The organism is Bartonella sp. AC158YNML, assembly GCF_042196725.1.
Lineage (GTDB): Bacteria > Pseudomonadota > Alphaproteobacteria > Rhizobiales > Rhizobiaceae > Bartonella.
In genome coordinates, this window is record NZ_JBHIQU010000006.1 from 1 (window position 1) to 23,541 (window position 23,541).

Consider the following 23,541-nt stretch of genomic DNA (forward strand, 5'->3'; position numbering starts at 1 on the left):
GCATTTAAATACGAAGCAAGATTATCTGAACATGCTTGAATTTGATAAGGCTGAAACGGTAAGAAGGCTAGAGGGTCTTTTAGCAACACGTTTTTATTGGGTCTTTGTTAAAGAGCTTGGAGAGGGAGAAGAGGGGATTGAAGATGACACGCATAAGGTTTGTCTAACAACAACCATGCCGTTTGATTTAAATGGTGATTTTGTAGAAAAGCGTTGTCAGTATGAATTACAGGAAAGCGACTATGCGCCGCTCTTTCAACTTGGCTTTCGTGTTGAAGAAGTCGAGCAGCTGATCAAAGAGCATAGCCAATAGAGATCATAAGAAAACATTTTTATCCAGCCTCACTTTTGTGGGGCTTTTTTTATGGAGCGTCAGATGAGAAAGATATCGCAAGAAGGTTTGGAGCTTATCAAACAGTGGGAAGGATTGCGTTTAGAGGCTTATAGAGATACAGCATGTATCTGGACCATTGGTTATGGTCATACCAGCAATGCAGGTCAACCGCTTGTCAAAAAAGGCATGCGTATTACGCAAAAGCAAGCTGAAGAAATCCTTTGTGAAGACTTAAAGCAATTTGAGAAGACAGTCGAGGAAGCGGTGACGGTTTCGTTAACGGATTGCCAATTCGCGGCATTGGTATCATTTTGCTATAATGTAGGAACAGCAGCTTTTTGCAAGTCAACCTTGTTGAAGAAGCTTAATCAAGGTGATTATGAAGCTGTACCCTTAGAATTACAGAAATGGAATAAGGTCGGTGGGAAGCCTCTTGCGGGTTTAGCCAACCGTCGAGCAGCAGAAGCGGGATTATGGGTAAAAGGGGCTTATGTTTCTTCGAATTATCAAAGGGTAGAAACGAAAACAGCAAGCGGTCTTTTAAAAATAGAAGCGCTTGCCCCGATTATAGGGTCTTGTTCTGGGTTTGGAGGCTTGTTGGTTGGCAATGGTCCGGTGCAATGGGCTTTAGCAGGCATCATGGTTTTAGCGGCTGTAACGGGCATAGTGATTGTCGCCAAGCGGTTTGGGGAGCAACGCTTATGATTTTTTGGCTAAAGAAATATTCTCTTATGTTTACAGCGGCTTTAGCCGTTTTTTTTATGGCTTTAGCCAAGGCGTTTCAGCTTGGCAAGCAAAGCGAACGGCAAAAGCAAACAGAGCATGCTTTAAAGACAGCAACAACCCGTCTTGAGGTAGAAAATGAAGTTAATCGAAAAAGTGATGCTGGTGTGCGCTCTGAACTTTCTCGTTGGGTGCGCGGCAAATAGGTCTGTTTCTTGTGGTGGCTGGTTGCCCATTTATTTGGATAATCAGGATGTTGAGGTCATCAGTTCCAACCTTGCAAGAGATATTTTAAAGCATAACAAGCAGGGAGAACATTTATGTGGTTGGAAAGATGGCTAGAAAAAACACAAAACGATACAGAACTTATAGAAGCAGAAAAGTGATGTCACGTTATACCAAACAGATTGTATTTATTAGCGCTTGATTTTTTGCATCTCATAGAGGCATTGGAAAATATTTTTACACAAAAATCAAATATCCAACTCTAAATACACTCTGGACGCGCAAAATTTTTTAGCAAATGGATTATTAATTTTGCTTGTTTTATGGATGCGACAGATAACATCCTCTCACACTTAAAAAAGCGGATAATTAAAAGCCGAATAATAGAGTGCTTCACTGGTTTTCTATGATCGATGGCATAACAAATCCTGTTTAATAATATTCATAAAAGTGCTATTTCGTGATTTTGCGTTACTTAAAATAGTGTGTAGAGAGATAACGTGTACACAAGCATTTAATGTAGGCCAATAACGTCGATAATATTTTCCTTCTGGAGAAAAAATTTTAGTGAAATTATTTGTAACAAGTAATACCTTTTCGTAAGCATCATCTACTTCAGCAATGAGATAGAGATACATTTCTTTAACACCGGCGCTTTGAAGTGTTTCGGCATAATACATTAATTGAGAAACACCTGAATTTTTGTAATCTGCTGTAGGACCTTTAAACTCTATTAAGACAGCACGGTTCCCATTCTCAGAGTCAAAATACACAGCTATATCAGGTCGACTCCGTAATTTTTTATTACTTTCCTCAGAAGTCGATAAAAGCAAATTAACCTTAGTAATAAAGGACTTTATTTCCTTTTCACTTTGTAAATAGCTGTAGCTCATTAAGTTGTCATCAAGTATCCACAAATTATTCTCTTTTAATGGTAAAGATAAGGTTTTATCAGCAGTGCATTGTTGTGGAATAAATAAATTATGAATTTCTTTCTCTAAGGTATTAGGTTTTAATAATTTAGAGAGCTCATTCAAAATATCATCTCGGAATTGAATATATTGAGTTAACTCCAGACTAGCAAAATTTCGTGCTTCTTGTAAATTCTTTTTCGGTGTTCCTTTACCTTCACGAAGAATCTTTCTAAATGTCAACTTCTTTTTTGAATATTCTCTTTCTGCTTTTTCAATAAATGAATCTTCTTTTGAGAAACCACCAACTACATACTTTGTGTCTAGAAAATCTACTAAATAAGGATATTCTTCAGAAATTTTTTTGAGAAGAGCGCTCTTTTTTTCTTTAATTTCTGGAAATCTTATATTAATTGTTTCATCCAAAATACTCTCTAGTTTTTGATTAATATCATACCAAGATAGTTGCGTTTCTAAGTCAGGATTTGTTTCATTAATCTCAAACTCATTTCGTTCATCGTTAATATATTTGTCAAAAACAGGAGATTCCAATAAAAATATCATAATCATATCGTTTATTGGATTGATATTTATAAACTTTGAAAAAGGCATGACAGTACGATTATTAGCACAATAGAAAGCTTCTATTTTAGCTTTAGAGTTTACGTTCTGTTCGAAATAATAAGAAAGGGTGAAGGGAATCTTTAAAGGACCAACTTCAAAAATTTTATTTTCTAAGTAAGGTAAATCTTGCGTATTTATTGTTCTTTTCTCTAAGTTTTCTATAGCTTCTAAATTTTCTATGTCCTTTAAGTTATTTAAATCTTCTAAATTTTTTACATCATGTACATAAAAGTTAATTTGAATATTTTTTTCTTTCAGTAAAAAAAGTAAAGGAAGGAGATGATAATAAATTTCGTTACGGACTAAATTTATATCTAAATCAGTTTGTTCATGAGTTTCTTGTAAATGCAAATGTGTAGTCCACCATTTATAGTTTTCGCTATTTTCCTTTTTAAAAGAATCTTGTGTAAACTGCGGAGTGAAATTTAGTGAAATTTTAGTATGATGTTCATTTTTGCTAAAACTAACAATTTTAACTTCCTTGAATATTTTCAAGTAAGTAATACGTCCAATCCCTTTACATCCTTCTTGAATTTTATAATCACTTTTGTAGGTAGAGAAAGATTTGATATTTTCTTTTGTAAATCCATCTCCATTATCAAAAACACTTATAGAAAAAACTGGTTGATTCTTCCACAAATCCGTATTGCCATAAAGTTGAAATAAAATATCAATTTTTGTCGCATGAGCTTGTATAGAATTAACTATAGCTTCCTTAAGAACTGTAACGATATTCGTTTTTGGAGAAAGATCGCGAATTATAGCATTAAGATTGACAAGCATGAGTACACCAATATATTTTATTTATATATCTCGTTGTAATATTTAAATTTTATGATGATATTAAACGCACTGTGCCTGATGAAAATTAATAACTTCTTACCATAATAGATATTGTATATGCTTGATAATGGTTTTTGTACAGTGATCGTGGAAAATATTCCACTTGTAAAAAATAATGTACTACTTTTGTCTTTTGTCGAGATTGGCAAAAGACTTGTTCTTGTGGGGATGAAGGAAAAGATAACTGAACTCTATGCTTTAGATCAGAAAGCAGAAGAACATTAAGGATTTATCAGAATTCAAAAAATTATTAGAGAAAGTCGGCAAAAAAGAATGCTCTTTGTAAAAGCAAGTTTGAGAATCCTATTCCCTAACTTTTATCCACGTACCCCGTACTTTAAAAAAGATATATAAAATCGATAGATTGTGTACAGTAAAAAGAACATGGTACGCCCAAGGGGAATCGAACCCCTGTTTCCGCCGTGAAAGGGCGATGTCCTAACCGCTAGACGATGGGCGCAAACCAATTATGAGGCTTATAGAGAGGATCTTTTTACTTCGCAAGCCCTCTGTGTCATTTTTTTTGAAAAAAGTGTGTTTTCTTGAATAATTTTTGAGAGACTCTTGGTTGGATCATTTTATTTTTTAAGATTTTTTATAGAAAAAATATAGAGTTATCATGATTGATAGAAAGTTGTGATGTGAGATTTGTCCCAGTGAATGATATTTTCGTTTATTTTTGGTTTGAGGCGTAGGTAAAACGATCAAGACAACATTTTAACAGCATTTTAAATATGTTTATTTTTTGCATATTTTATTGTTTGTTATCTTATGCTTGCACATGAGAATATTATTTAACTTGCTTGAGAGAGCTTTTATACAAAACTTGTTTGCTTGAGTTTATCATAAAATAAAAACTAAAAAGTTGTATATTTTATGAAGTAGAAAGCCGATATTTATTACCAAGGTAACAAATAATACGAATCATACAAAAGTTTCTTTTGAAGCATAAGCTTCAGAATCCTGTCAGTTTAGCAAAATATAAAATAAAAAAAGTCTGTATGATCAAAATGAAAATTATTAAAGTAAGTTTTACAGAATATATTAAAAATTGTTTTTTATCATCTTTAATTTTATATGGTTGTAAGAAATTTAAAATTAAAAGCTCTTTTATTTGTTTCATTCTTTTTGCGTCTCATATGAGAGAGTGTTTTTTGTTTAATGTTTGTTGATTTAGAAGAGATGTGTGTGTGTTCTTTCCAAGTTTTCAATATTTTTTCGCGTGTTATTGATTGTTTTTTGAGAGATTTTTTCTATCCTTTGTTGATAGAGTTTAGTTTTTATGAGAAGATTTTTTTACTTTTGAAAAAGCAAAGCAATTTTTTATGGTAACTTGCATTTATGAGTTTTGCAGGTTTTCATTCTGAATTAGATATTTTATAAAGATTCTGAAATCTTTGAAGACAATAAATATTATATTTTTAGGAATGTTGATTGAACAAGCGGGGATAATTCTATTAGAAAAAATGAAATGAATAGAGCAGGGTATTTCTTTTGTTTTTATGAACATAAGTACTTTTTGTGTTGATTGGCACATCATTTAAACGATTTTTCAATGAAGATAGGGATCAGTGGTTAATAATGGCAGAAGCTTTAAAAGTTGGTGTTGCGGGACTTGGTACAGTTGGTACTTCAGTTGTTCGAACTCTATGTGAAAAAGCGAATAGTTTAGCTTGTCAATGTGGACGATTCATCAAAGTTGTTGCTGTTAGTGCGCGTGATAAAGGCCGCAATCGTGGAATTGATCTTAGTGGTATAAAATGGTTTGATTCACCTGTGGAGTTGGCTGCTTCTGATGAGATTGATGTTTTTGTAGAGTTAATTGGTGGTGAATTGGATGTGGTGTATACCGCTGTTAAGAGAGCGCTTGAGGCGGGACATCATGTTGTAACAGCCAATAAAGCTCTTCTTGCTCAACATGGAGTAGAGCTCGCTATAATTGCAGAAAAAAAAGGTGTTTTTCTTCATTTTGAAGCAGCTGTTGCTGGGGGAATTCCTGTTATCAAAGCGATGAGAGAATCACTTGTTAGTAATCGCATATCGCGAATTTATGGTATTCTCAATGGAACCTGTAATTATATATTAACACGTATGTTTACGGAAGGTCTTTCATTTAAAGATTGTTTAGCAGATGCACAGAGACTTGGGTATGCTGAAGCAGATCCAAGTTTTGATATTGAGGGAAATGATACTGCTCATAAATTAGCTTTGTTGACAAGCTTGGCATTTGGAACTGCTGTTTCGTTAGATGATGTTTATGTTGAAGGAATTCATAATATTTCGCAAATTGATATTCGAGCAGCTGATGAATTGGGGTATCGGATTAAGCTTTTAGGGGTTGCATTAAAAACGGATTCTGGAATAGAGCAACGCGTTCATCCAACAATGGTACCAACATCCTCGATGATTGCACAGATAAATGGTGTAACCAATGCTCTTTCTATTCAAAGTGATTTATTAGGTGAATTACTGTTTTCTGGTCCCGGTGCCGGAGGAAAGGCAACAGCATCAGCCGTTATTGGTGATTTGGCTGATATAGCAAAAGCACGTTCTGGTTTTCAGTATGCACCTGTTTTAAGACGCCCAGCATTAGAACTTGCTCCTCATAAAAAAGCACGTATTTCGCATCATGCAGGTGGTTATTTTATTCGTTTAAATGTTCATGATCGTACTGGTGTTTTTGCCGCGGTCGCAAGGCATATGGCTGATAATCACATCTCATTGGAGTCGATTGTTCAAAGATCTTTTGTAGAAGATCAAATTGAAAAAACAATTATTTTAATTACGCATGAAACAACAGAGGTGAATGTACGACAGGCACTTGCAGAAATTGAAAAAGATGGACATCTTGTTGCAAAATCTCAATTTATTCGTATTGAACCTATGGCAGAGAATTGATAACTTTCTTGATAATGACAAAAAGGTAAGCTTGAGTTCTTTTGTCTCTTGTGGAAAATTTTCATCTTTGCCAAAAACTTTATTCTTAGTATTTAATAAGGACTCATATTTTTTCTGGTATTCATTCGGTAGGATTTTTTCATATGCCCACAACTCAGAAGATTTTAAATGGACTTGATCGTATTTTGACACTTGAATTGGTACGTGTTACTGAACGTGCTGCTGTTGCTGCTGCACGCTGGCGCGGACGTGGCGATGAAAAGGCTGCGGATCAAGCTGCTGTAGATGCAATGCGGCAGGAACTTAATCGATTGCCTATTGATGGTACAGTGGTGATTGGTGAAGGTGAGCGGGATGAAGCGCCTATGCTTTATATTGGAGAAAAAGTAGGTCTTCAAAGTGGATTGGCGATCGATATTGCACTTGATCCACTAGAGGGAACAACACTTTGTGCTAAAAATATTGCCAATTCTTTGGCTGTGGTTGCAATTGCTGAAAAGGGTAACCTCCTTTATGCTCCTGATGTTTATATGAAAAAAATTGCTATTGGTCCTGGTTATCCAAAGGGAATAGTAGATATAGATGCTTGTCCTGCCGATAATATCCATGCTCTTGCAAAGGCTAAAGGAGTAGCCGTTAATCAGATTACTGTTTGTATTATGGATAGACCTCGTCACGAAAAATTGATTGATGAAGTACGAGCAACAGGAGCAGCGATTCGCTTGATTGGGGATGGAGATGTGGCTGCTGTTATTGATACAACTGATCCAGAAGAAACAGGTATTGATATCTATATGGGGATTGGTGGAGCTCCAGAGGGGGTCTTAGCTTCTGCTGCTTTGCGCTGCATTGGGGGACAGATGCAAGGTCGTTTGCTGCTTGATACAGAAGAGAAAATTGCTCGTGCAGCTAAAATGGGGATTAGTGATCCCAATAAGGTTTATACAATGGAAGAAATGGCAAAGGGTGATGTTTTGTTTTCAGCAACAGGGGTGACAGATGGTAATATGCTTTCTGGCGTTAAATTCACGCCTCGCTATATTCAAACAGAAACTCTCGTAATGCGTTCCCATACGGGAACAGTCCGCAATATTAAAGCACAGCATAAAGATTATTCAAAATTTGATTAATATTTTTTGTAGTCGCTAAAAAATAGAGAAACTTTTTAGTGAGCACGTACGCTTCCATGAAGGTAGATATGTATTCATGGAAGCGTTATAAATATAAAAATATCTCATTATTATGAGAGCTGGATAGAATGTACCCAGCCGTTTTTGTCTTCTATGTCCCCTTTTTGAAGGCCAACCAATTGTGTACGAAGCTGCTTTGTAATTTCTCCAACTGTTTCATTTCCAATAATAAACTCTCCCCCTTTATATTTAAAACGACCAATTGATGTGACAACGGCAGCTGTACCACAAGCAAAGACTTCTTTAAGATGTCCACTCTTTGCATCTTCTTGGAGAGATTTAAAGGAATAAGGACGCTCTTCTATCTCTAATCCTATTTGTTTTGCCAATTCTAAGAGCGAATGACGTGTTATTCCTGGAAGGATTGTTCCATTAAGTGGAGGAGTTACGAGTGTATTATTGTCCATAATAAAGCAGACATTCATACCACCAAGTTCTTCAATCCATTCATGTTCAACCATATCGAGAAAGAGCACTTGGCTACAATTGTTTTCAGTTGCATTTTTTTGTGCAAGTAAGCTCGCTGCATAGTTTCCACCACATTTGGCAGCCCCTGTCCCCCCTGGACCGGCTCGACTATAATCTGTTTCAATCCAAACGCTGACAGATTTTTCTTCTCCTTTGAAATAGGATTCAACTGGAGAGGCTATGATACAAAAAAGATATTCTTGAGAAGAGCGAACACCCAAAAAGCTTTCATTGCCAAACATAAATGGACGTATATAGAGGCTAGCATTGGGATGATCGGAAACCCATTTTTGATCAATTTTTACTAATTGATGAACGGCATCTAGAAAAATATTTTTTGGTAATTCTGGCATCGCTAACCGTTGTGCTGACTCTATAAACCGTTGTGCATTGGCATCAGGACGGAAGAGTAAGATGCGCCCATCTTTTGCACGATATGCTTTTAAGCCCTCAAAAATTTCTTGTCCGTAATGCAAAACGGTACTTGCAGGATTAATTTCTAAAGCTTTGTATTGAGAAATAATGGCATTACGCCAGCCTTTGTCTTCAGTCCATTGAATAGTACACATGTGATCTGTAAAAAACTGACCAAAACCGGGACTTTGTAGAATTTTTTCACGTTTTTCTTCTGACAAAGGTGATGGGTGTTTTTCTATTTTAAATAGAAGCGATGATATGGGAGATTTCATAAGAAAAACCTTTTGGTATGTTTTATTTTTATTAATAGAAATAAATAATGGGATATTTTGATCACAACTCTATTATTAGCAAAACCTTTATGTCAATGTTTTATTATAGACTTCAGGGTTATGGTCGCTATTGTTGATTTTATTCTTGGCTCTTTTTCTCAACTTTATGAAGTAGTCTGGAACCTTTATCTATATTTATCGTTTTCTCAAAATAAACATCTGAATAATTTCATATATGCATATTTTCTAGAAATTTAAAAGTAAGGGTATCGAGAAAGGGAATCCACTATGATTGATAAAAATTATCACACATATGAAGAACGTATGGCTGCAGAAAGAAAAGAACGTGAACAGCGTATTTCAATCGCTAAAGGTATTTTTGCTATTCTTCTTGCGCTCGCTATTATCTGGTTTATTTTTGGTTTTTTAGGATCTTTTTTTGCAAAATCTCCTGAACATATTTCGCATTATAATACTCCAGAAACAAGTCACACTGTAACAACGCCCCAAAAAGATTTAAATTCTCTTCCTCCAGTACCTTATACCTATAAGGATATGCAGTGATTTTTTCGTAAATATAATCTTTTAGATAAGGCGAAACTCGATGGAGCTTAAAGAATAAAGTCAGCGCAAAAGTATAAGCGAAAAAGATTGAGGGAATTGTAATTTCTAACGTTTTCGATAAGTAATGAGCTGGTATTGAAATAAATAATGCAACGGTTATTAAAAACCGTTGCATTTATTGGTTTAGCGTGTGATGAAGCAACTTCCACCGGAATTTTTAATACTTTCACAAAGGGTTACGGCTTCATTACGGTTATGTGTTTGGATACGAACACGGTAATAGGTACCTTTTTCTGGTATAAAAGCCGGTTGAATATTTAAAGGACGGGCACCGATAAGGAACCCAAATTTAGATTTCATATTTTTTAAAGAATCTCTAGCCAGCTCATGCGTTGGTTGAGATGCAAGTTGTACATAATAACTTTCTGAATTTTGTGGTGCAACTCTGTTTGATGAGGTGGGGCGAGATGCAGTCTCTGTTTCGACTTGTGCATTTCTCTCTGCATGAGAAGGAATTGGGATAAATTTTCCTTCAATATTTGAGCTAGAAGTATTTTCAGCTATTATTTTATCAATATTATTGTTGAGATCATGATCACTTTCTTGATCGTTTCTATCGGAATCATGCGATGAAACGAGGGACGGATCTTGAAGCTCATCAGGAGTTTGAGTAATGGTTTCTTCAGATTGAGCGGCAGATTTGCTCTCTGTTTGATGCGCGGGAGCGAGTGTTACTGTACCATCTTGATTTACAATAACAGTTTGTACTTCTCGTGTGGGAATAGTATGATTGACAGCTTCTGTAACGGAGTCTTCAACATCAGATTCATTTGAAGAAGATGATGAAAAATTTGAAGATGCTTCTGGATTTAACTTCTCTAAATTTTCAGGTTGTTCAGAGTTATCAATGAGAAATTGTTGCGCATTTTCTTGTTTTTCATTTTGTTCAGTTGTTTGTTTATAGATATCTAAATTATGTGCGATATCATTTTTTGTTTCAGTTGTTTCCGATTTGAATTTAAAAGGCGTATTATCAGCTTGAATAATAGCTGTTTCTTCATTTTTTTGTGATGACATAAAAAAGTGAGAATAACCAGCAAACCCAATTCCTATTAAAATAAGTATAAAAAAACCTTTAATGAAAGTTTTACCAAAAATAAAACTTTTTAAGGGAGGAGGAGCTGATGGATGCGTGGGAACCTCATCTGAGCTTGTGTATGATGAATTCTCGCTAAAAGAGGGAAAATTATATTCCATATTGGCAGAAGAAAAATAGTCGGAATTTTGTTCTTTAGAGTTTATATAAACATCTTCTTTTGAATTTTGCATAGACTGATGAAAAACTTCACTAAAAACCTCATTTTTCTGTTGTTTTTGAGAAAAATTATCCGTTGGGACATTCCCTACATTGAGTACATTAGCAAATTCTTCTTCTAAACCACCATTAGTTGGCACATCATATTCTGGCGCTTCATACGGGACTTCTGGAACCATAATAGGACCAGTTTTTTCTACGATTTCCTCTGAAAATTTATAAGTATCAACATTGGGAGGGGGAGTATCTCTGTGCGTATAGTTATGGGTAAAAAAGCCATCCGTTTGTTTTGTATTTAAAGAGGGGGATGAGGAAAGAAACTCATCTAAATTATTTTCATTATATGAAATTTCTCTATTTTGGTTGGACGCACCTTCGGCGTTATTGATGTATTGGGCTCGAGCCTCATCATATATCGGAACTTTTTCGCTATAAGTTTCTTGTTGTGAGGGGTTTTCTCCAAAAAAATGGGGATAATTGGTTGTATGATCTTCTTGTGAAGCTCCCTTTAAATAAGATTGTCTATCAACTGGCGGAGAATCTAAAGGTGAGGAGAAGGTACTTGTTGTTTGATTTCTTGTAGTGTTTTGTCTTTCTGACACAAGATTAGAAGATGAGAAAAACTCATTTTCCTCTGTAGAAGAGGAGGAATCAGGATAATCTTTTTTAATCCAATTTTCTTGATCAGCTGAAATTTTATAGGGATGGTTTATAGGAGTGTCATAGAGGTTTTGATTGTCATCATAAGTTTTTTGTATATTCGTAGCCTCGGGTTGTTGTGAATTTATTTGTGAAAAACGATTGGTTTGTTCAACATCTTCTGGTGTCTCTCTCTTATTTTCACGCCTTTCAGATTTATCAAAAAAGAAATTTTCTGATTCTGATTGTGACATAAGATTACTTTTTTCAAGAAAAGGATCAGCACTGGTTGCTGTTGTTTTCTGTTGATGTGATTGATTTTTGGGGATTGGTAATGGAGAAAGCGCATCTAAAATTTGTTCTTCATCATGACTGCTAGATGAAGAATATTTCTCTTCAGATAAATTATTTTGTTTTGAATGGTTGAAAGAAGCAGCTTGTGCAATATCTGAGGCTTTTGCGTTGCTGGTTGCATGCAAGCCCCATTGTTTTTTTTGATCATCAAACGGTAAGTCATGTGCTAAATTATTTTCAAGTTCCTCTTCTAGAAAGGACAAATCAAAATCATCATCATGGGATGATATTTCGGGGTGAGATGTTGATCGATCTGTTTTTAAAGAAGATTGCTCATTTTGGTTTCCGCTTTGTTTGTGCGGATTAAAAATGCGCGTAAGCCTTTCTAAAGGATCATGGTGTTCATGATCGTGTTTTGTTTCGTGTAGATTTTTGCGATCGTTATCGCTCATAGCTTTTCTCACATGATAGTTTGCACTTACGTGCAATCAATGGTTGATTTTGATTTGTTATATTAAAATTATAAATTTTCCCCCTTTCATGCAAGGATACATGAAAAAGTTTATCAATAGAGTACCTATTGTATGTATTTATAGAACTTTTTCAACGCATTTCTATGGGGGCCTCAACTCCTATGATGGTAAGCCCTGATGATAAAATATTGATAACAGCTTGTATCAATCCTAATCTTGCAAAGGATAACTCTTTATCATCGGGTTGAATAAAGCGTAAATTGAGATTTTCACTCCCTTTATTCCAATGGGTGTGAAAGCTGGAGGCAAGGTCATAAAGATAAAACGCTAATCGATGCGGTTCCTTATGAACTACGGCCTGTTCAATGATACGTGGATATTCAGAAAGTTTGCGTATTAACAATATTTCATGGTCATCTGTTAATCGATGAAGATAGGCAATCAATGTATCATTTGAAAAGCTTTCAATATGAAGCGCTTCTCGTGCTTGACGAAAGACTGAGTGACAACGTGCACTTGCATATTGTACATAAAAGATGGGGTTATCTTTTGATTGTTCTGTTACTTTTGCAAAATCAAAATCAAGAGGCGCTTCACACTTACGGTATAACATCATAAAACGCACAGGATCACGACCAACTTCTTCGACAACATCCCGTAGAGTGACAAATGATCCTGCTCTTTTTGACATGCGGACAGGTTGACCGTTGCGAAAGAGTTTTACCAATTGACATAAGAAAACACTTAATTTGGCTTTATCACCAGAAATCGCTTTTGCCATTGCCTCTAGTCGTTTTACATAGCCAGCATGGTCTGCGCCTAAAATATAAATCATTTCATCAAAATGACGATTAAATTTATCCCGAAAATAAGCAACATCAGCAGCAAAATAAGTGTAAGAACCGTCAGATTTGACTAAAACACGGTCTTGGTCATCACCGACATTTGTTGAACGGAACAAAGTTTGTTCGCTTGGTTCCCAGTCTTCTGTGTTTTGTCCTTTGGGAGGGGGGAGTTTTCCTTTGTAGATATAACCATTTAAAGTGAGGTCGTTGATAGTGTTACGAATGGCGCGTGCATTATCTGCATAAAGCATTCGCTCAGAGAAAAAGATATCATGATAAATATTAAGAGCAGCCAAATCTTCGCGAATCATGGACATCATTGCATGAATTGCACGTTCTTTCACAAGAGATAAGGCTTCATCTTTATCCATTGTGAGGAGTTGGTCACCAAACTCTTGAGCAAGCGATTGACCCAATGGTATCAAGTATTCTCCAGGATAGAGTCCTTCTGGAATTTCATTAATTTTTTGCCCAAGAGCTTCACGATAGCGCAATAGTACCGAATGGGCGAGGACTTCGATTTGTTGACCCGCATCATTGATATAATACTCTTTTGTAATGTTATAGCCCGTAAATTGTAGCAAATTGGAGAGAACATCCCCAACAACCGCTCCGCGGCAATGTCCTACATGCATTGGTCCTGTCGGATTTGCTGAGACATATTCAACATTGACGCATTTTCCTTGTCCCATTGGAATACGACCATAAGAAGTGCCTAATTCAAGCATAGATTTTATAGCATCTTGCCAAAATAATTTTGTAAGCTTTATGTTTATAAAACCAGGACCGGCAACATCTATATTTTCGATAGAGGAATCATTTTTAAGAAGTTCTATGATTTTATCTGCAAGTGCACGTGGATTGATTCCAATAGATTTTGCAAGCACCATAGCAGCATTGGTTGATAAATGACCATGGGAGGAATCACGCGGAGGATCAACAGTGATTTTTGATAAATCTAGATCTTCTCCATTTTTTCCTTTTATATCAGATAATTCAATTGATCTCTTAATTTTTTTTTCGAAGTTTTTAAAGATATTCATATTTAGCTTCCATGATGATGCCAAAAGCCATTAAACGAAATTATCTGTATGGTCAAATAAACGCTGATATTCACGTAGAGCGTAGTGATCCGTCATGCCTGAAAGAAAGTCAGCAATCAAACGTGCTAACTCTTGATTTTTTAAGTGCACTGCTTTGCTCTGCCAACTTTCAGGCATTGTATTTGGATTTTCATAATAACAATTGAATAATTTTTGTACAATGCATTTTGCTGCATTGCGACGACTAAGAACCTGTTCATGGTAGTAAAGATTTTTAAATAAAAAGTTTTTTAGTTCTTTTTCATAAACGGTCATTGTCGGTGAAAAGGTAACAATGGTTTGTTTTGCTTGGTGAATATCGTTTATGCTTGTTGGTTTGATGCGTGCTAAATTTTTTTGTGACTGTTTGATAACATCTTCAACCATGGTTGTTATTTGTCTTCGTACAAGTGTGTAACCGCGACGCGTTTGGTCGAGGTGGGGATGCTCATCTGTTATATCTTTTAATATTGCTGCTGTTAGTGAAACATGTTCAAATTGATCGAGTGTTAAAAATTGCGAACGTAGACCATCATCAATATCATGCGCATTGTATGCGATATCATCTGCAATAGCAGCACATTGCGCTTCTAATCCTGCAAAACAATCGAGTGCAAGATCTTGCTTTACATTGTATTGTAAAATATCGATAGGAACCTCCTTATTCTTCGCGTAAGGCCCTAAAAGGGGACCATTGTGCTTTACAAGTCCTTCGAGGGTTTCCCATGTAAGGTTAAGTCCATCAAAATTTGCATAGCGCTGTTCTAGTTTTGTTACAATGCGTAATGCTTGTGCATTATGATCAAAGCCGCCATAATATACCATGGCTTCATTAAGAGCATCTTCTCCAGCATGGCCAAAGGGTGTGTGTCCAAAGTCGTGAACAAGGGCAATGGCTTCGGCAAGGTCTTCATCAAGACACAGGGCACGGGCTAATGTTCTTGCAATTTGAGAAACCTCTATGGAATGGGTTAGGCGAGTACGATAATGATCGCTTTCATCAGCAATAAACACTTGCGTTTTATGTTTAAGACGTCGAAATGCATTAGAATGGATAATACGATCTCTATCTCGTTGAAAAGGTGAGCGTGTGGTGCTCATCGTTTCATGGTATAATCGACCACGGCTTGTTTGTGGATGAGCACTGTATACTGCTCGAGATTGGTAATTGAAGTCGATATTTCCTATATCCATTGCAAGCTGTCTATTATCATCTTAAAATTGAGAGTGGTTTATGACAAATAAACTGCTCTTTGAGTGTAGGATACTCTTTCTTGATGGTTTAATGCAAGGATATATAAAATGCATGTGAAAATTTCAGATGTTGCTGCCAAAAAAATTGCACAGATACTTTTGCGTGAACCCGATAAAATAGCATTACGTATTTCTGTTGAAGGTGGTGGGTGTTCTGGTTTTTCTTATAAATATGACTTGGTTTCTGAAATGTGTGAAGATGACCTCGTTCTCAAAAAAGACGGGGCAGTTGTGTTTATTGATTTACTATCACTTCCTTTTATGGAAGGAGCTGAGATTGATTTTGTTGATGATCTTATGGGGCAGTCTTTTCAAGTCCACAATCCCAATGCTGTTTCATCATGTGGTTGTGGTGTAAGTTTCTCAATTTAAAATGATGGCTGTGTGATATTGTTTCTTGAAAAAAAGATCATGTTGGTCAACAATGCAAAAATGGGTATTCTTATAAAAATAGTGCACCGATGTGTATGGTTGTGCGTGGTGCTTGCTTTATTGACTTGGAGTCACTGTGCTTTTTCTGAAGCAGGAGAAGGGCAAGATCAGCAGCAGAGACAATCAAGGAGTTTTATTGTAAAGACTCAAGAGCAGGAAAATGAAAACTTAGCATCTCAAACACAACTCATTTTGAATGCTCGATTAACAAATAGTCATCCGGATATTGAAAAAGGGCTTGTCTGGCGGGTTTATGCCCCTATTCTAGGGATTGATAATAAATTACCATTAGTGGCAACCTATAAGGGGGGAAGTGCACGTTTTAATCTCGAACCAGGAAATTATCTTGTTCATGTCTCATTTGGTCACACGAGTGCTGTGCGCCATATTCGTTTAGAAAATGGGCAAAGTCTTGTAAAAAACTTTAATCTTGAGGCTGGTGGTGTTATTTTAAATGCAACACTGCTCAATGGCGTAATGAATGAAAAGGAACTCCGTTTTACCATTTATGAGGATGAAAAAGAAAATGATGATACGGGAGTGATTATATCAAATGTTAAACCCCACTCAGTTGTGCGTTTAAAAGCTGGCCGCTACCATGTTGCTTCCCATTATGGTTCTATTAATGCGACGGCTCGTTCGGATATTCAAGTGGATGCTGGTAAAATAACAGAAGTTACTCTTGAACATCAGGCCGCTCAAATTGTCTTAAAGCTGGTCCGACAAGAAGGAGGAGAAGCACTTGCAGATACAAGTTGGTCTCTTGCCAATGATTCTGGTGATATCGTTTATGAAACAGTTGGTGCGTATGTTTCACTCGTGTTAGCGGAGGGAGAGTATATTGCAATTGCTAAAAATAAAGATAAAATTTATCAAAAAGTTTTTTCAGTCGTTTCTGGTCATGATGAAGATATAAGTGTGGTGGCGAATGAACAAAATATGCAACGAATTGATGAAGATGTGGATTGATCGTTGTTCATGGGGGTAAACTATGATGAGAGATGGGGTATGAATTTTGATTGAAGTTTCAACAGTTGGTGTGTTTTTTGCTGGGGCACTCTCTTTTTTGTCACCATGCGTTTTGCCGTTAGTTCCTCCCTATTTGTGTTATATGGCAGGGATTGGTATTGATGATTTTCGTTCAGAAAATCGTGATGAGAAAGTCTTTATACGGTGGACTTTATTGTCTTCTGTTATTGCTTTTGTTCTTGGGTTTACGACTGTTTTTGTTGCTTTAGGTGCCAGTGCTAGCACAATTGGGAAATTCATCGGTTATTATCGTGATTGGTTTGCACTTGCTGCTGGAATTGTCATTATTATTTTTGGTTTAAATTTTTTGGGGATTTTCAAGATCGCTTTTTTATTTCGTGAAGCGCGTTTTCAGACCCATAAAACACCTGCTGGTCCTTTAGGCGCGTATATTATTGGTTTAGCTTTTGCCTTTGGTTGGACACCGTGTATTGGCCCCATTTTAGGGCCTATTATAACGCTTGCTGGAACAAAAGAGACGGTGGGCGAGGGAGCTATTCTCTTAGCAGTTTATGCATTAGGTCTTGCTGTCCCTTTTGTGTTGGCAGCTTTATTTTCGAGCAGTTTTATGCGATTTTTAGGCGCTTTTCGTATTCATTTAGGAAAAGTTGAAAAAATTATTGGTATTTTTCTTCTTCTTACAGGGATTTTGTTTTTAACAGGTTCTATGCAGGATATTTCATTTTGGCTTTTAGAACATTATCCTTCGTTGAGTTATATTGAAGATATTCGTTGGCACAATATTATGATTTTTTTTGGATTTTCTCGTTAGTCTTATGTGTTTTTATGGTTAGAAGTTGTCTTTCTATTGTTCTTGCTGCAGGTGAGGGGACGCGCATGAAATCGCCTCTGCCTAAGGTACTTCATAAAATTGCTGGATTGCCTCTTATATGCCATGTTTTAAAACAAATAGAATTGGCTGGCTCTTCGCAATTAGCCGTTGTTGTGGGATGTGGTGCTAAGGAGGTTACGCACGTTGTTCAGTCATTTGTAAAAGATGTAATGATTTTTGAACAAAAAGAGCGTTTAGGAACTGCCCATGCTGTTTTGTCTGCTCGTTTAGCTTTGCAAAAGGAAGTGGATGATGTTCTCATTGTTTTTGGGGATACGCCTCTCATTCAGCAAGATTCATTGCACCAAATGCGTGCACAGCTTGTTGATGGAGCAGATGTTGTTTTTGCAGGTTTTCATACCCAAAACCCAACAGGTTATGGGCGTCTTCTCGAGAAAAATGGTAAATTGATCGCAATTGTAGAAGAAAAAGACGCTAGCGATAGAGAAAAAAAGATTTCTTTTTGTAATGGTGGAATACTCGCTATGCGCGGAAAACATGCGCTTTCTCTTTTAGAGAAGGTTGATAATAACAATATAAAAAAAGAATATTACTTAACAGATGTTGCTTCTCTTGCAACACGTGAAGGATTAGATGTACGCGTTGTTGAAGTTCCTTTTGAAGATATTGTAGGAATTAATAATTGTTTTGAGCTATCGAGGGCTGATTCTTTATGGCAGAAACGTAAAGCATACGATTTAATGTTATCAGGTGTTACACTCTTAAAACCAGAAACAGTCTATTTTTCTTATGATACAGAAATTGAACCAGGCGTAGTGATAGAGCCAAATGTTTATTTTGGGTTAGGCGTAAAAATACACTCTGGTGCGGTTATTCATGCATTTAGTTATCTCGAAGGTGCTGTGGTTGGTAGAGATGCACAGATTGGTCCCTATGCACGTTTGCGTCCTGGAACAGAGTTGGCGAAGGCTGTAAAGGTTGGAAATTTTTGTGAAGTTAAACAAGCTAAGGTAGGAGAAGCTTCTAAAATTAATCATTTGAGTTATATTGGTGATGCCGAAATTGGTGCACATACCAATATTGGAGCCGGTACGATTACTTGCAATTATGATGGATTTAACAAATATAAAACGATGATTGGTGATCATGCTTTTGTTGGGTCTAATACGGCGCTTGTTTCTCCATTGGTGATAGGGGATGGTTCTTATGTTGCTTCAGGAAGTGTTATTACTGAAAATATTCCTATGAACAGTATGGCTTTTGGGCGTGCACGACAGGTTATAAAAGAGGGCTATGCGACAAAATTTCGTGCGCGCTTGTTAGAGAAAAAATTGTCAGAAAACAAACAAAAAAAATGATCATTTTCAGTCTATTTCTTTGTTTAGTGCTGATCGAACGATGGAGAGGCGATTTATTTTTAAAGATTGCCGTACTCCATGTTTGAATTATTTTATTATTTACAGTTTTAAATAAAGGTTGTTGGATTGTTTTATAAGATTTAAATCTTAAGATGTGGGTTGGAGCTTTTTAATGTGTGGAATTATTGGAATTCTTGGAAAGAGGTGTGTTACGTCTTCTTTGGTTGAGGGTTTAAAACGTCTTGAATATAGAGGGTATGATTCATCTGGGGTGGCGACAGTCCATAATGGGCATCTTTATCGTGTACGTGCTGAAGGAAAACTTGTTCGTTTAGAAGAAAAATTAAAAAAAATACCTCTGGAGGGAAGTTTAGGGATTGGCCATACCCGTTGGGCTACGCATGGAATTGCTGTTGAACGCAATGCGCATCCCCATGTAACTAAAAAGCTTGCAGTTGTTCATAATGGTATTATTGAAAATTTTATAGAATTACGAAAGGAACTCATTGAGGATGGTTATATCTTTGAAACAGAGACAGATACAGAAGTTATTGCACATTTAATAACGCGTGCATTAAAAAGTGGTCTTTCTCCGCAAGAAGCCATGCGTACAAGTTGGAAACGGTTGCAGGGGGCTTTTGCTATTGCTCTTATTTTTGAAGGTGAAGATAATCTTATGATTGCGGCTTGTTCTGGTCCACCGCTGGCAATCGGTTATGGAAAAGATGAATTTTTTGTGGGATCAGATGCCATTGCTTTAGCGCCATTCGTTGATCATATTAGCTATATGGAAGATGGGGATTGGGCTGTTATCACACGGGAGGGTGTCACAATTTACGATGCCAACAACCAACTGATAAAACGTCCTGTGACACCATTACTTGAAGGGGCTTTATTGATCTCTAAGGGTAATCATCGTCATTTTATGCACAAGGAAATGTTTGAACAACCTGAAGTGATTTCTCATAATTTGGCGCATTATCTTGATCTTGGGAATTATGCAGTTCGACCACTTGAGAATTTGATTGATTGGAAAAATATTCATCGGCTTCTTTTTGCGAGTTGTGGAACGGCTTATTACTCAACCTTAGTTGCGCGCTATTGGTTTGAAAAATTTGCCGCTTTAAGTGTTGATAATGATGTCGCTTCGGAATTTCGTTACCGCGAACCTCCTATAACGTCTGATGCGTTATCATTGTTTGTTTCTCAATCTGGTGAAACAGCGGATACATTGGCTTCTTTGCGTTATTGTCGTGAACGGGGTATAAAAACAGCAACAATTGTGAATGTTGAACAATCAACAATGGCAAGGGAGGCTGATTTTATTCTCCCAACACTTGCCGGACCAGAAATTGGTGTTGCTTCAACAAAAGCCTTTACCTGTCAATTGGCAACGCTTGCTTCACTTGCTCTTAGTGCTGCTAAACAACGTGGTTATCTTACAGTTCAAATGGAACAGCAATTGGTTCAGCAGTTGGCAGAAGTTCCTCGTATTTTAAATGAGGTCTTAAAATTAGAAGGCAAAGTTGAATCTATTTGTCGTGATTTGGTGAATGCAAAAAGTGTTCTTTATTTAGGACGTGGAACTTCTTATCCGATTGCTTTGGAGGGAGCCCTTAAATTGAAAGAGCTTTCTTATATTCATGCTGAAGGTTATGCGGCGGGTGAGTTGAAGCATGGACCAATTGCGTTGGTAGATGAGACAATACCCGTTATTGTTGTGGCGCCTTATGATCGATGGTTTGAAAAGACTTTTTCTAATATGCAAGAAGTAGTAGCGCGCAATGGTCGTATTATTTTAATAACCGATAAAAAAGGAGCAGAGGTAGCGTGTCTTAAGACTTTATCAACGATTACTTTGCCAGATGTTTCAGAATTTATTGCTCCTATTATTTATGCTCTCCCCATTCAGTTAATTGCTTATCATACGGCTGTTTTATTAGGAACAGATGTTGATCAACCCCGTAATTTAGCAAAATCAGTTACGGTTGAATAAAAGTATATTTCTGAATATTTTGGAGAATAATCAAATGTAAGAAATTGATTTATAATGAAATTTATTTTTTCATTTTTCTCTGTTGAACGAGAATACTGAAGAAAGTTTTTTCTTTCTCAATCTTTACAATAAAACAAAAAATATCTTCTTACCTATCAAAAAGAGATCAGTTATGTGAATATAATAGTAAAAAAAGACGCAATATTGCTTCTACTGTTTTAATACAAGAATAATTCAGATTGAGAGAGAAGATAGTGCTGTTGATTTATTATTCGTTCATGAAGCATAAAGATGGTAAGAGACTGCGTAGATCATTTATGGGTAATTCTAAGAGAAAAAACCATATTTGAGCAGAGAGATAGTTAAGTTTTTTATTAGAGGGTCTTTGTTATCCTGCTCGTAAGAGGCGTGTAGCGTCATTGTGTCCGAAAAGATAAAGTAGCAATCGTAAAGCTTGTCCTTGCTCAGAAGAAAGATGAGGATCGCGTTGTAAAAATAAATGAGCATCTTTTCTTGCCATTGACAAAAGATCGCTATGAATTGCAAGGTTTGCTATATGAAATTCAGGGACTCCTGATTGTTTTGTACCTAAAAGCTCTCCTTCGCCTCGTAGGCGCCAATCTTCTTCAGCGATTTCAAAACCATCTTCTGTATTGCGGATAATATTAAGGCGTGTTGCTGCTGTTTTAGTCAGTGGATCTTTATAGAGCAAAATGCAGGAAGATTTTTTATCGCCTCGTCCTACACGTCCACGTAATTGGTGCAATTGAGAAAGACCAAAATGTTCCGCGTGTTCGATGATAATGATCGAAGCATCTGGAATATCTACTCCCACTTCAATGACGGTGGTTGCAACTAAAATACGTGTATTTCCACATTTAAAAGATGCCATAGCGGCTTCTTTTTCTGCTGTAGACATTTTTCCATGGATCATACCAACGTGTGCTCCAAAGCGCTCATAAAGAAATACAAAGCGGTTTTCAATTGAAGTGAGATCAAGAGCTGTCGATTCCTCCACTAAAGGACAAATCCAATAGAGCTTTTCTCCTTTTTCTAATGCAAATGCGATTCGCTCTATAAGTTCATGAAGACGTTTTAAAGAAAGGGTTGCTGTTGTAATGGGTTGTCGCCCAATTGGTTTTTCTGTAATTTTAGAGACATCCATATCACCAAAAGCTGTTAAGACAAGTGTGCGCGGAATGGGCGTGGCGGTCATAACCAGCATATCAGCTTTATTGCCTTTTTCTGTAAGAGCGATACGTTGATGGACACCAAAACGGTGTTGTTCATCGATAATGGTTAAAGCGAGATTATTATAAGTAACGCTGTTTTGTATGAGAGCATGAGTTCCGATAACAATAGAAACTTGACCTGACAGAATATCATTTAAGATATTTGTCCGCAATTTTCCTTTTTCTCGTCCTGTTAAAAGCGTTGTTTGTAATCCGATTTTTTCGGCAAGAGGGGCAATAGTGGCAAAATGTTGCCTGGCAAGCACTTCGGTTGGTGCCATTAAAGCTGATTGTCCTGAATTTTCAGCAATTTGTGCCATTGCCATTAATGCAACGACAGTTTTTCCTGCGCCTACATCACCTTGGAGTAGTCTTAGCATCGGTTCTGGTGAAGCAAGATCATTTGCGATATCTTCTACTGCTTTTTTTTGTCCGGTTGTGAGTTGAAAGGGGAGGATATTGAGCAATTTGTTAGTATAAATTCCTGTTGCTGGTCGAGAAGTGCCAACAAGAGATTTAGTTTTCAAACGCACGAGTCCTAGCGCCAATTGACAAGCAAACAATTCATCATAGGCAAGGCGTTTGCGTGCTGTACTTTCTAAGGATAGATCATCGGGGATAATGGGCGCATGGATGCGGCGTAAAGCAACAGAAAAAGAAGGAAAATTTTGCTGCTTTTTTACATTTTCATCTATCCATTCCGGTAGAAGAGGAATAAAATCAAGAGCGTTTTGTATGGCGCGTCTTAGTGTCTTGGCCGCTAGTCCTGCAGTAGATGGATAAATCGGTTCGATGAGAGGTATCTGATTTGATTGTTCGCTTGGGGCAATATAGTCTGGATGCGCCATTGAAAGCTGTCCATTAAACCATTCAACTTTTCCTGATATAATGACTTTTTTTCCTTCGGGAAGTTGTTTTTTTAGCCAAAGAGGTTGAGCATGAAAAAAGACTAAATTTATTTTTCCTGTTTGATCATGCGCAATAACACGATAGGGAATTCGGTTATGACCACGTGGGGGTGGTTGATGTTTATCGATGACAATTTCAAGTGTAATAGTATCTCCTTCTTTTGCACAAGCAATGCTGGGACGCATTCTGCGGTCTATAACGGAATGGGGCATTAATTGAAGGAGATCAATAAGGGTTGCTTCCCGTTGTGTAGGATTAACATTTAAGAGTTTGGTCAGTAAGCCATAGACTTTAGGTGTAATACCAGAAAGGGTTCGAATAGAGTTGAAAAGAGGGGCAAGAAGACTTGGAGGCATGAGAAAATTTAACCTGCTCTTTTTGTTTTTTCTAGACCTTTAGAAGAGCTTTTTGGGGATAAAGT

19 protein-coding genes and 1 tRNA gene are annotated in these 23,541 nt (G+C 36.7%); 13 read left to right on the forward strand and 7 right to left on the reverse strand.

The features are described 5' to 3' along the window. The 4 genes from ACFIM1_RS04570 to ACFIM1_RS04585 form a co-directional block, all read left to right on the forward strand. Positions 1–313: hypothetical protein (locus ACFIM1_RS04570; protein ID WP_375609356.1), on the forward strand; the 313-nt coding region annotated here is incomplete at its 5' end. Positions 314–376: 63 nt separating this feature from the next. Further along, positions 377–1,039 (forward strand): lysozyme, encoded by a 663-nt coding sequence (locus ACFIM1_RS04575; protein ID WP_375609357.1) that lies wholly within the window; start codon positions 377–379, stop codon positions 1,037–1,039. Then, the gene (locus tag ACFIM1_RS04580; protein ID WP_375614106.1) at positions 1,036–1,263 is read left to right on the forward strand and encodes a hypothetical protein; all 228 of its coding nucleotides are present in this window, start codon (positions 1,036–1,038) and stop codon (positions 1,261–1,263) included. Before ACFIM1_RS04575 ends, ACFIM1_RS04580 begins: the two co-directional genes overlap by 4 nt. Further along, on the forward strand, positions 1,196–1,399 hold the full coding sequence (locus ACFIM1_RS04585; protein WP_375614107.1) for a hypothetical protein: 204 nt from the start codon (positions 1,196–1,198) through the stop codon (positions 1,397–1,399). Before ACFIM1_RS04580 ends, ACFIM1_RS04585 begins: the two co-directional genes overlap by 68 nt. A 287-nt stretch (positions 1,400–1,686) precedes the next feature. On the opposite strand, the gene ACFIM1_RS04590 is transcribed toward ACFIM1_RS04585, so the two are convergent. Next, positions 1,687–3,600 carry an ATP-binding protein gene (locus ACFIM1_RS04590; protein ID WP_375609359.1) on the reverse strand — a complete coding sequence of 638 codons (1,914 nt, stop codon included), beginning with the start codon at positions 3,598–3,600 and terminating at the stop codon, positions 1,687–1,689. A gap of 117 nt (positions 3,601–3,717) precedes the next feature. On the opposite strand from ACFIM1_RS04590, the gene ACFIM1_RS04595 reads away from it, so the two are divergent. Further along, entirely contained in the window at positions 3,718–3,885 is a 168-nt protein-coding gene (locus ACFIM1_RS04595) for a hypothetical protein (RefSeq protein ID WP_375609360.1), read from the forward strand. Between the two features lie 160 nt (positions 3,886–4,045). On the opposite strand, the gene ACFIM1_RS04600 is transcribed toward ACFIM1_RS04595, so the two are convergent. Further along, positions 4,046–4,120 (reverse strand) — tRNA-Glu (locus ACFIM1_RS04600). Positions 4,121–5,241: 1,121 nt separating this feature from the next. On the opposite strand from ACFIM1_RS04600, the gene ACFIM1_RS04605 reads away from it, so the two are divergent. Beyond that, on the forward strand, positions 5,242–6,558 hold the full coding sequence (locus tag ACFIM1_RS04605; RefSeq protein ID WP_375606659.1) for a homoserine dehydrogenase: 1,317 nt from the start codon (positions 5,242–5,244) through the stop codon (positions 6,556–6,558). A gap of 143 nt (positions 6,559–6,701) precedes the next feature. Beyond that, on the forward strand, positions 6,702–7,688 hold the full coding sequence (gene glpX, locus ACFIM1_RS04610; protein WP_375606658.1) for a class II fructose-bisphosphatase: 987 nt from the start codon (positions 6,702–6,704) through the stop codon (positions 7,686–7,688). 110 nt (positions 7,689–7,798) lie between these two features. On the opposite strand, the gene ACFIM1_RS04615 is transcribed toward glpX, so the two are convergent. Continuing rightward, entirely contained in the window at positions 7,799–8,905 is a 1,107-nt protein-coding gene (locus ACFIM1_RS04615; protein ID WP_375609361.1) for a branched-chain amino acid aminotransferase, read from the reverse strand. 288 nt (positions 8,906–9,193) lie between these two features. On the opposite strand from ACFIM1_RS04615, the gene ACFIM1_RS04620 reads away from it, so the two are divergent. Further along, positions 9,194–9,469 carry a hypothetical protein gene (locus ACFIM1_RS04620; RefSeq protein WP_375609362.1) on the forward strand — a complete coding sequence of 92 codons (276 nt, stop codon included), beginning with the start codon at positions 9,194–9,196 and terminating at the stop codon, positions 9,467–9,469. Between the two features lie 183 nt (positions 9,470–9,652). Here ACFIM1_RS04620 and ACFIM1_RS04625 read toward each other — a convergent pair whose 3' ends face one another. The 3 genes from ACFIM1_RS04625 to ACFIM1_RS04635 all read right to left on the reverse strand — a co-directional run bounded on the left by ACFIM1_RS04625 (position 9,653) and on the right by ACFIM1_RS04635 (position 15,311). Next, positions 9,653–12,169, reverse strand: a complete 2,517-nt coding sequence (locus ACFIM1_RS04625; protein WP_375609363.1) for an SPOR domain-containing protein — start codon at positions 12,167–12,169, stop codon at positions 9,653–9,655. Between the two features lie 151 nt (positions 12,170–12,320). After that, complete coding sequence (gene argS / locus ACFIM1_RS04630) at positions 12,321–14,078, reverse strand: arginine--tRNA ligase (protein WP_375609364.1); 1,758 nt, start codon at positions 14,076–14,078, stop codon at positions 12,321–12,323. Positions 14,079–14,108: 30 nt separating this feature from the next. Continuing rightward, positions 14,109–15,311 carry a deoxyguanosinetriphosphate triphosphohydrolase gene (locus ACFIM1_RS04635; protein WP_375608325.1) on the reverse strand — a complete coding sequence of 401 codons (1,203 nt, stop codon included), beginning with the start codon at positions 15,309–15,311 and terminating at the stop codon, positions 14,109–14,111. Positions 15,312–15,419: 108 nt separating this feature from the next. On the opposite strand from ACFIM1_RS04635, the gene ACFIM1_RS04640 reads away from it, so the two are divergent. The 5 genes from ACFIM1_RS04640 to glmS all read left to right on the forward strand — a co-directional run bounded on the left by ACFIM1_RS04640 (position 15,420) and on the right by glmS (position 20,979). Next, complete coding sequence (locus ACFIM1_RS04640; RefSeq protein ID WP_375609365.1) at positions 15,420–15,743, forward strand: HesB/IscA family protein; 324 nt, start codon at positions 15,420–15,422, stop codon at positions 15,741–15,743. A gap of 39 nt (positions 15,744–15,782) precedes the next feature. Further along, a complete protein-coding gene (locus tag ACFIM1_RS04645; protein ID WP_375606727.1) occupies positions 15,783–16,772 on the forward strand; it encodes a carboxypeptidase regulatory-like domain-containing protein in 990 nt (329 codons plus the stop codon). Between the two features lie 43 nt (positions 16,773–16,815). After that, positions 16,816–17,604: a cytochrome c biogenesis CcdA family protein gene (locus ACFIM1_RS04650; RefSeq protein WP_375609398.1), complete on the forward strand. Its 789-nt coding sequence runs from the start codon at positions 16,816–16,818 to the stop codon at positions 17,602–17,604. Between the two features lie 14 nt (positions 17,605–17,618). Continuing rightward, positions 17,619–18,983, forward strand: coding sequence for a bifunctional UDP-N-acetylglucosamine diphosphorylase/glucosamine-1-phosphate N-acetyltransferase GlmU (gene glmU / locus ACFIM1_RS04655; RefSeq protein ID WP_375609366.1), 1,365 nt, complete (start codon positions 17,619–17,621; stop codon positions 18,981–18,983). Positions 18,984–19,155: 172 nt separating this feature from the next. After that, positions 19,156–20,979 carry a glutamine--fructose-6-phosphate transaminase (isomerizing) gene (gene glmS, locus ACFIM1_RS04660; RefSeq protein WP_375609367.1) on the forward strand — a complete coding sequence of 608 codons (1,824 nt, stop codon included), beginning with the start codon at positions 19,156–19,158 and terminating at the stop codon, positions 20,977–20,979. 388 nt (positions 20,980–21,367) lie between these two features. Here glmS and recG read toward each other — a convergent pair whose 3' ends face one another. After that, positions 21,368–23,476 (reverse strand): ATP-dependent DNA helicase RecG, encoded by a 2,109-nt coding sequence (gene recG / locus ACFIM1_RS04665; protein WP_375609368.1) that lies wholly within the window; start codon positions 23,474–23,476, stop codon positions 21,368–21,370. Between the last annotated feature and the right edge of the window lie 65 nt (positions 23,477–23,541).

Excerpts from the sequence above, each read along its gene's own strand:
- glmS (WP_375609367.1), top strand. The coding sequence starts at position 19,156 with ATGTGTGGAATTATTGGAATTCTTGGAAAGAGGTGTGTTACGTCTTCT.
- ACFIM1_RS04595 (WP_375609360.1), top strand. The coding sequence starts at position 3,718 with ATGCTTGATAATGGTTTTTGTACAGTGATCGTGGAAAATATTCCACTT.
- glpX (WP_375606658.1), top strand. The coding sequence starts at position 6,702 with ATGCCCACAACTCAGAAGATTTTAAATGGACTTGATCGTATTTTGACA.
- ACFIM1_RS04575 (WP_375609357.1), top strand. The coding sequence starts at position 377 with ATGAGAAAGATATCGCAAGAAGGTTTGGAGCTTATCAAACAGTGGGAA.
- ACFIM1_RS04640 (WP_375609365.1), top strand. The coding sequence starts at position 15,420 with ATGCATGTGAAAATTTCAGATGTTGCTGCCAAAAAAATTGCACAGATA.
- ACFIM1_RS04580 (WP_375614106.1), top strand. The coding sequence starts at position 1,036 with ATGATTTTTTGGCTAAAGAAATATTCTCTTATGTTTACAGCGGCTTTA.
- ACFIM1_RS04590 (WP_375609359.1), bottom strand. The coding sequence starts at position 3,600 with ATGCTTGTCAATCTTAATGCTATAATTCGCGATCTTTCTCCAAAAACG.
- ACFIM1_RS04605 (WP_375606659.1), top strand. The coding sequence starts at position 5,242 with ATGGCAGAAGCTTTAAAAGTTGGTGTTGCGGGACTTGGTACAGTTGGT.
- ACFIM1_RS04625 (WP_375609363.1), bottom strand. The coding sequence starts at position 12,169 with ATGAGCGATAACGATCGCAAAAATCTACACGAAACAAAACACGATCAT.
- glmU (WP_375609366.1), top strand. The coding sequence starts at position 17,619 with ATGGTTAGAAGTTGTCTTTCTATTGTTCTTGCTGCAGGTGAGGGGACG.
- argS (WP_375609364.1), bottom strand. The coding sequence starts at position 14,078 with ATGAATATCTTTAAAAACTTCGAAAAAAAAATTAAGAGATCAATTGAA.
- ACFIM1_RS04620 (WP_375609362.1), top strand. The coding sequence starts at position 9,194 with ATGATTGATAAAAATTATCACACATATGAAGAACGTATGGCTGCAGAA.
- ACFIM1_RS04615 (WP_375609361.1), bottom strand. The coding sequence starts at position 8,905 with ATGAAATCTCCCATATCATCGCTTCTATTTAAAATAGAAAAACACCCA.
- ACFIM1_RS04635 (WP_375608325.1), bottom strand. The coding sequence starts at position 15,311 with ATGGATATAGGAAATATCGACTTCAATTACCAATCTCGAGCAGTATAC.
- ACFIM1_RS04645 (WP_375606727.1), top strand. The coding sequence starts at position 15,783 with ATGTTGGTCAACAATGCAAAAATGGGTATTCTTATAAAAATAGTGCAC.
- recG (WP_375609368.1), bottom strand. The coding sequence starts at position 23,476 with ATGCCTCCAAGTCTTCTTGCCCCTCTTTTCAACTCTATTCGAACCCTT.
- ACFIM1_RS04585 (WP_375614107.1), top strand. The coding sequence starts at position 1,196 with ATGAAGTTAATCGAAAAAGTGATGCTGGTGTGCGCTCTGAACTTTCTC.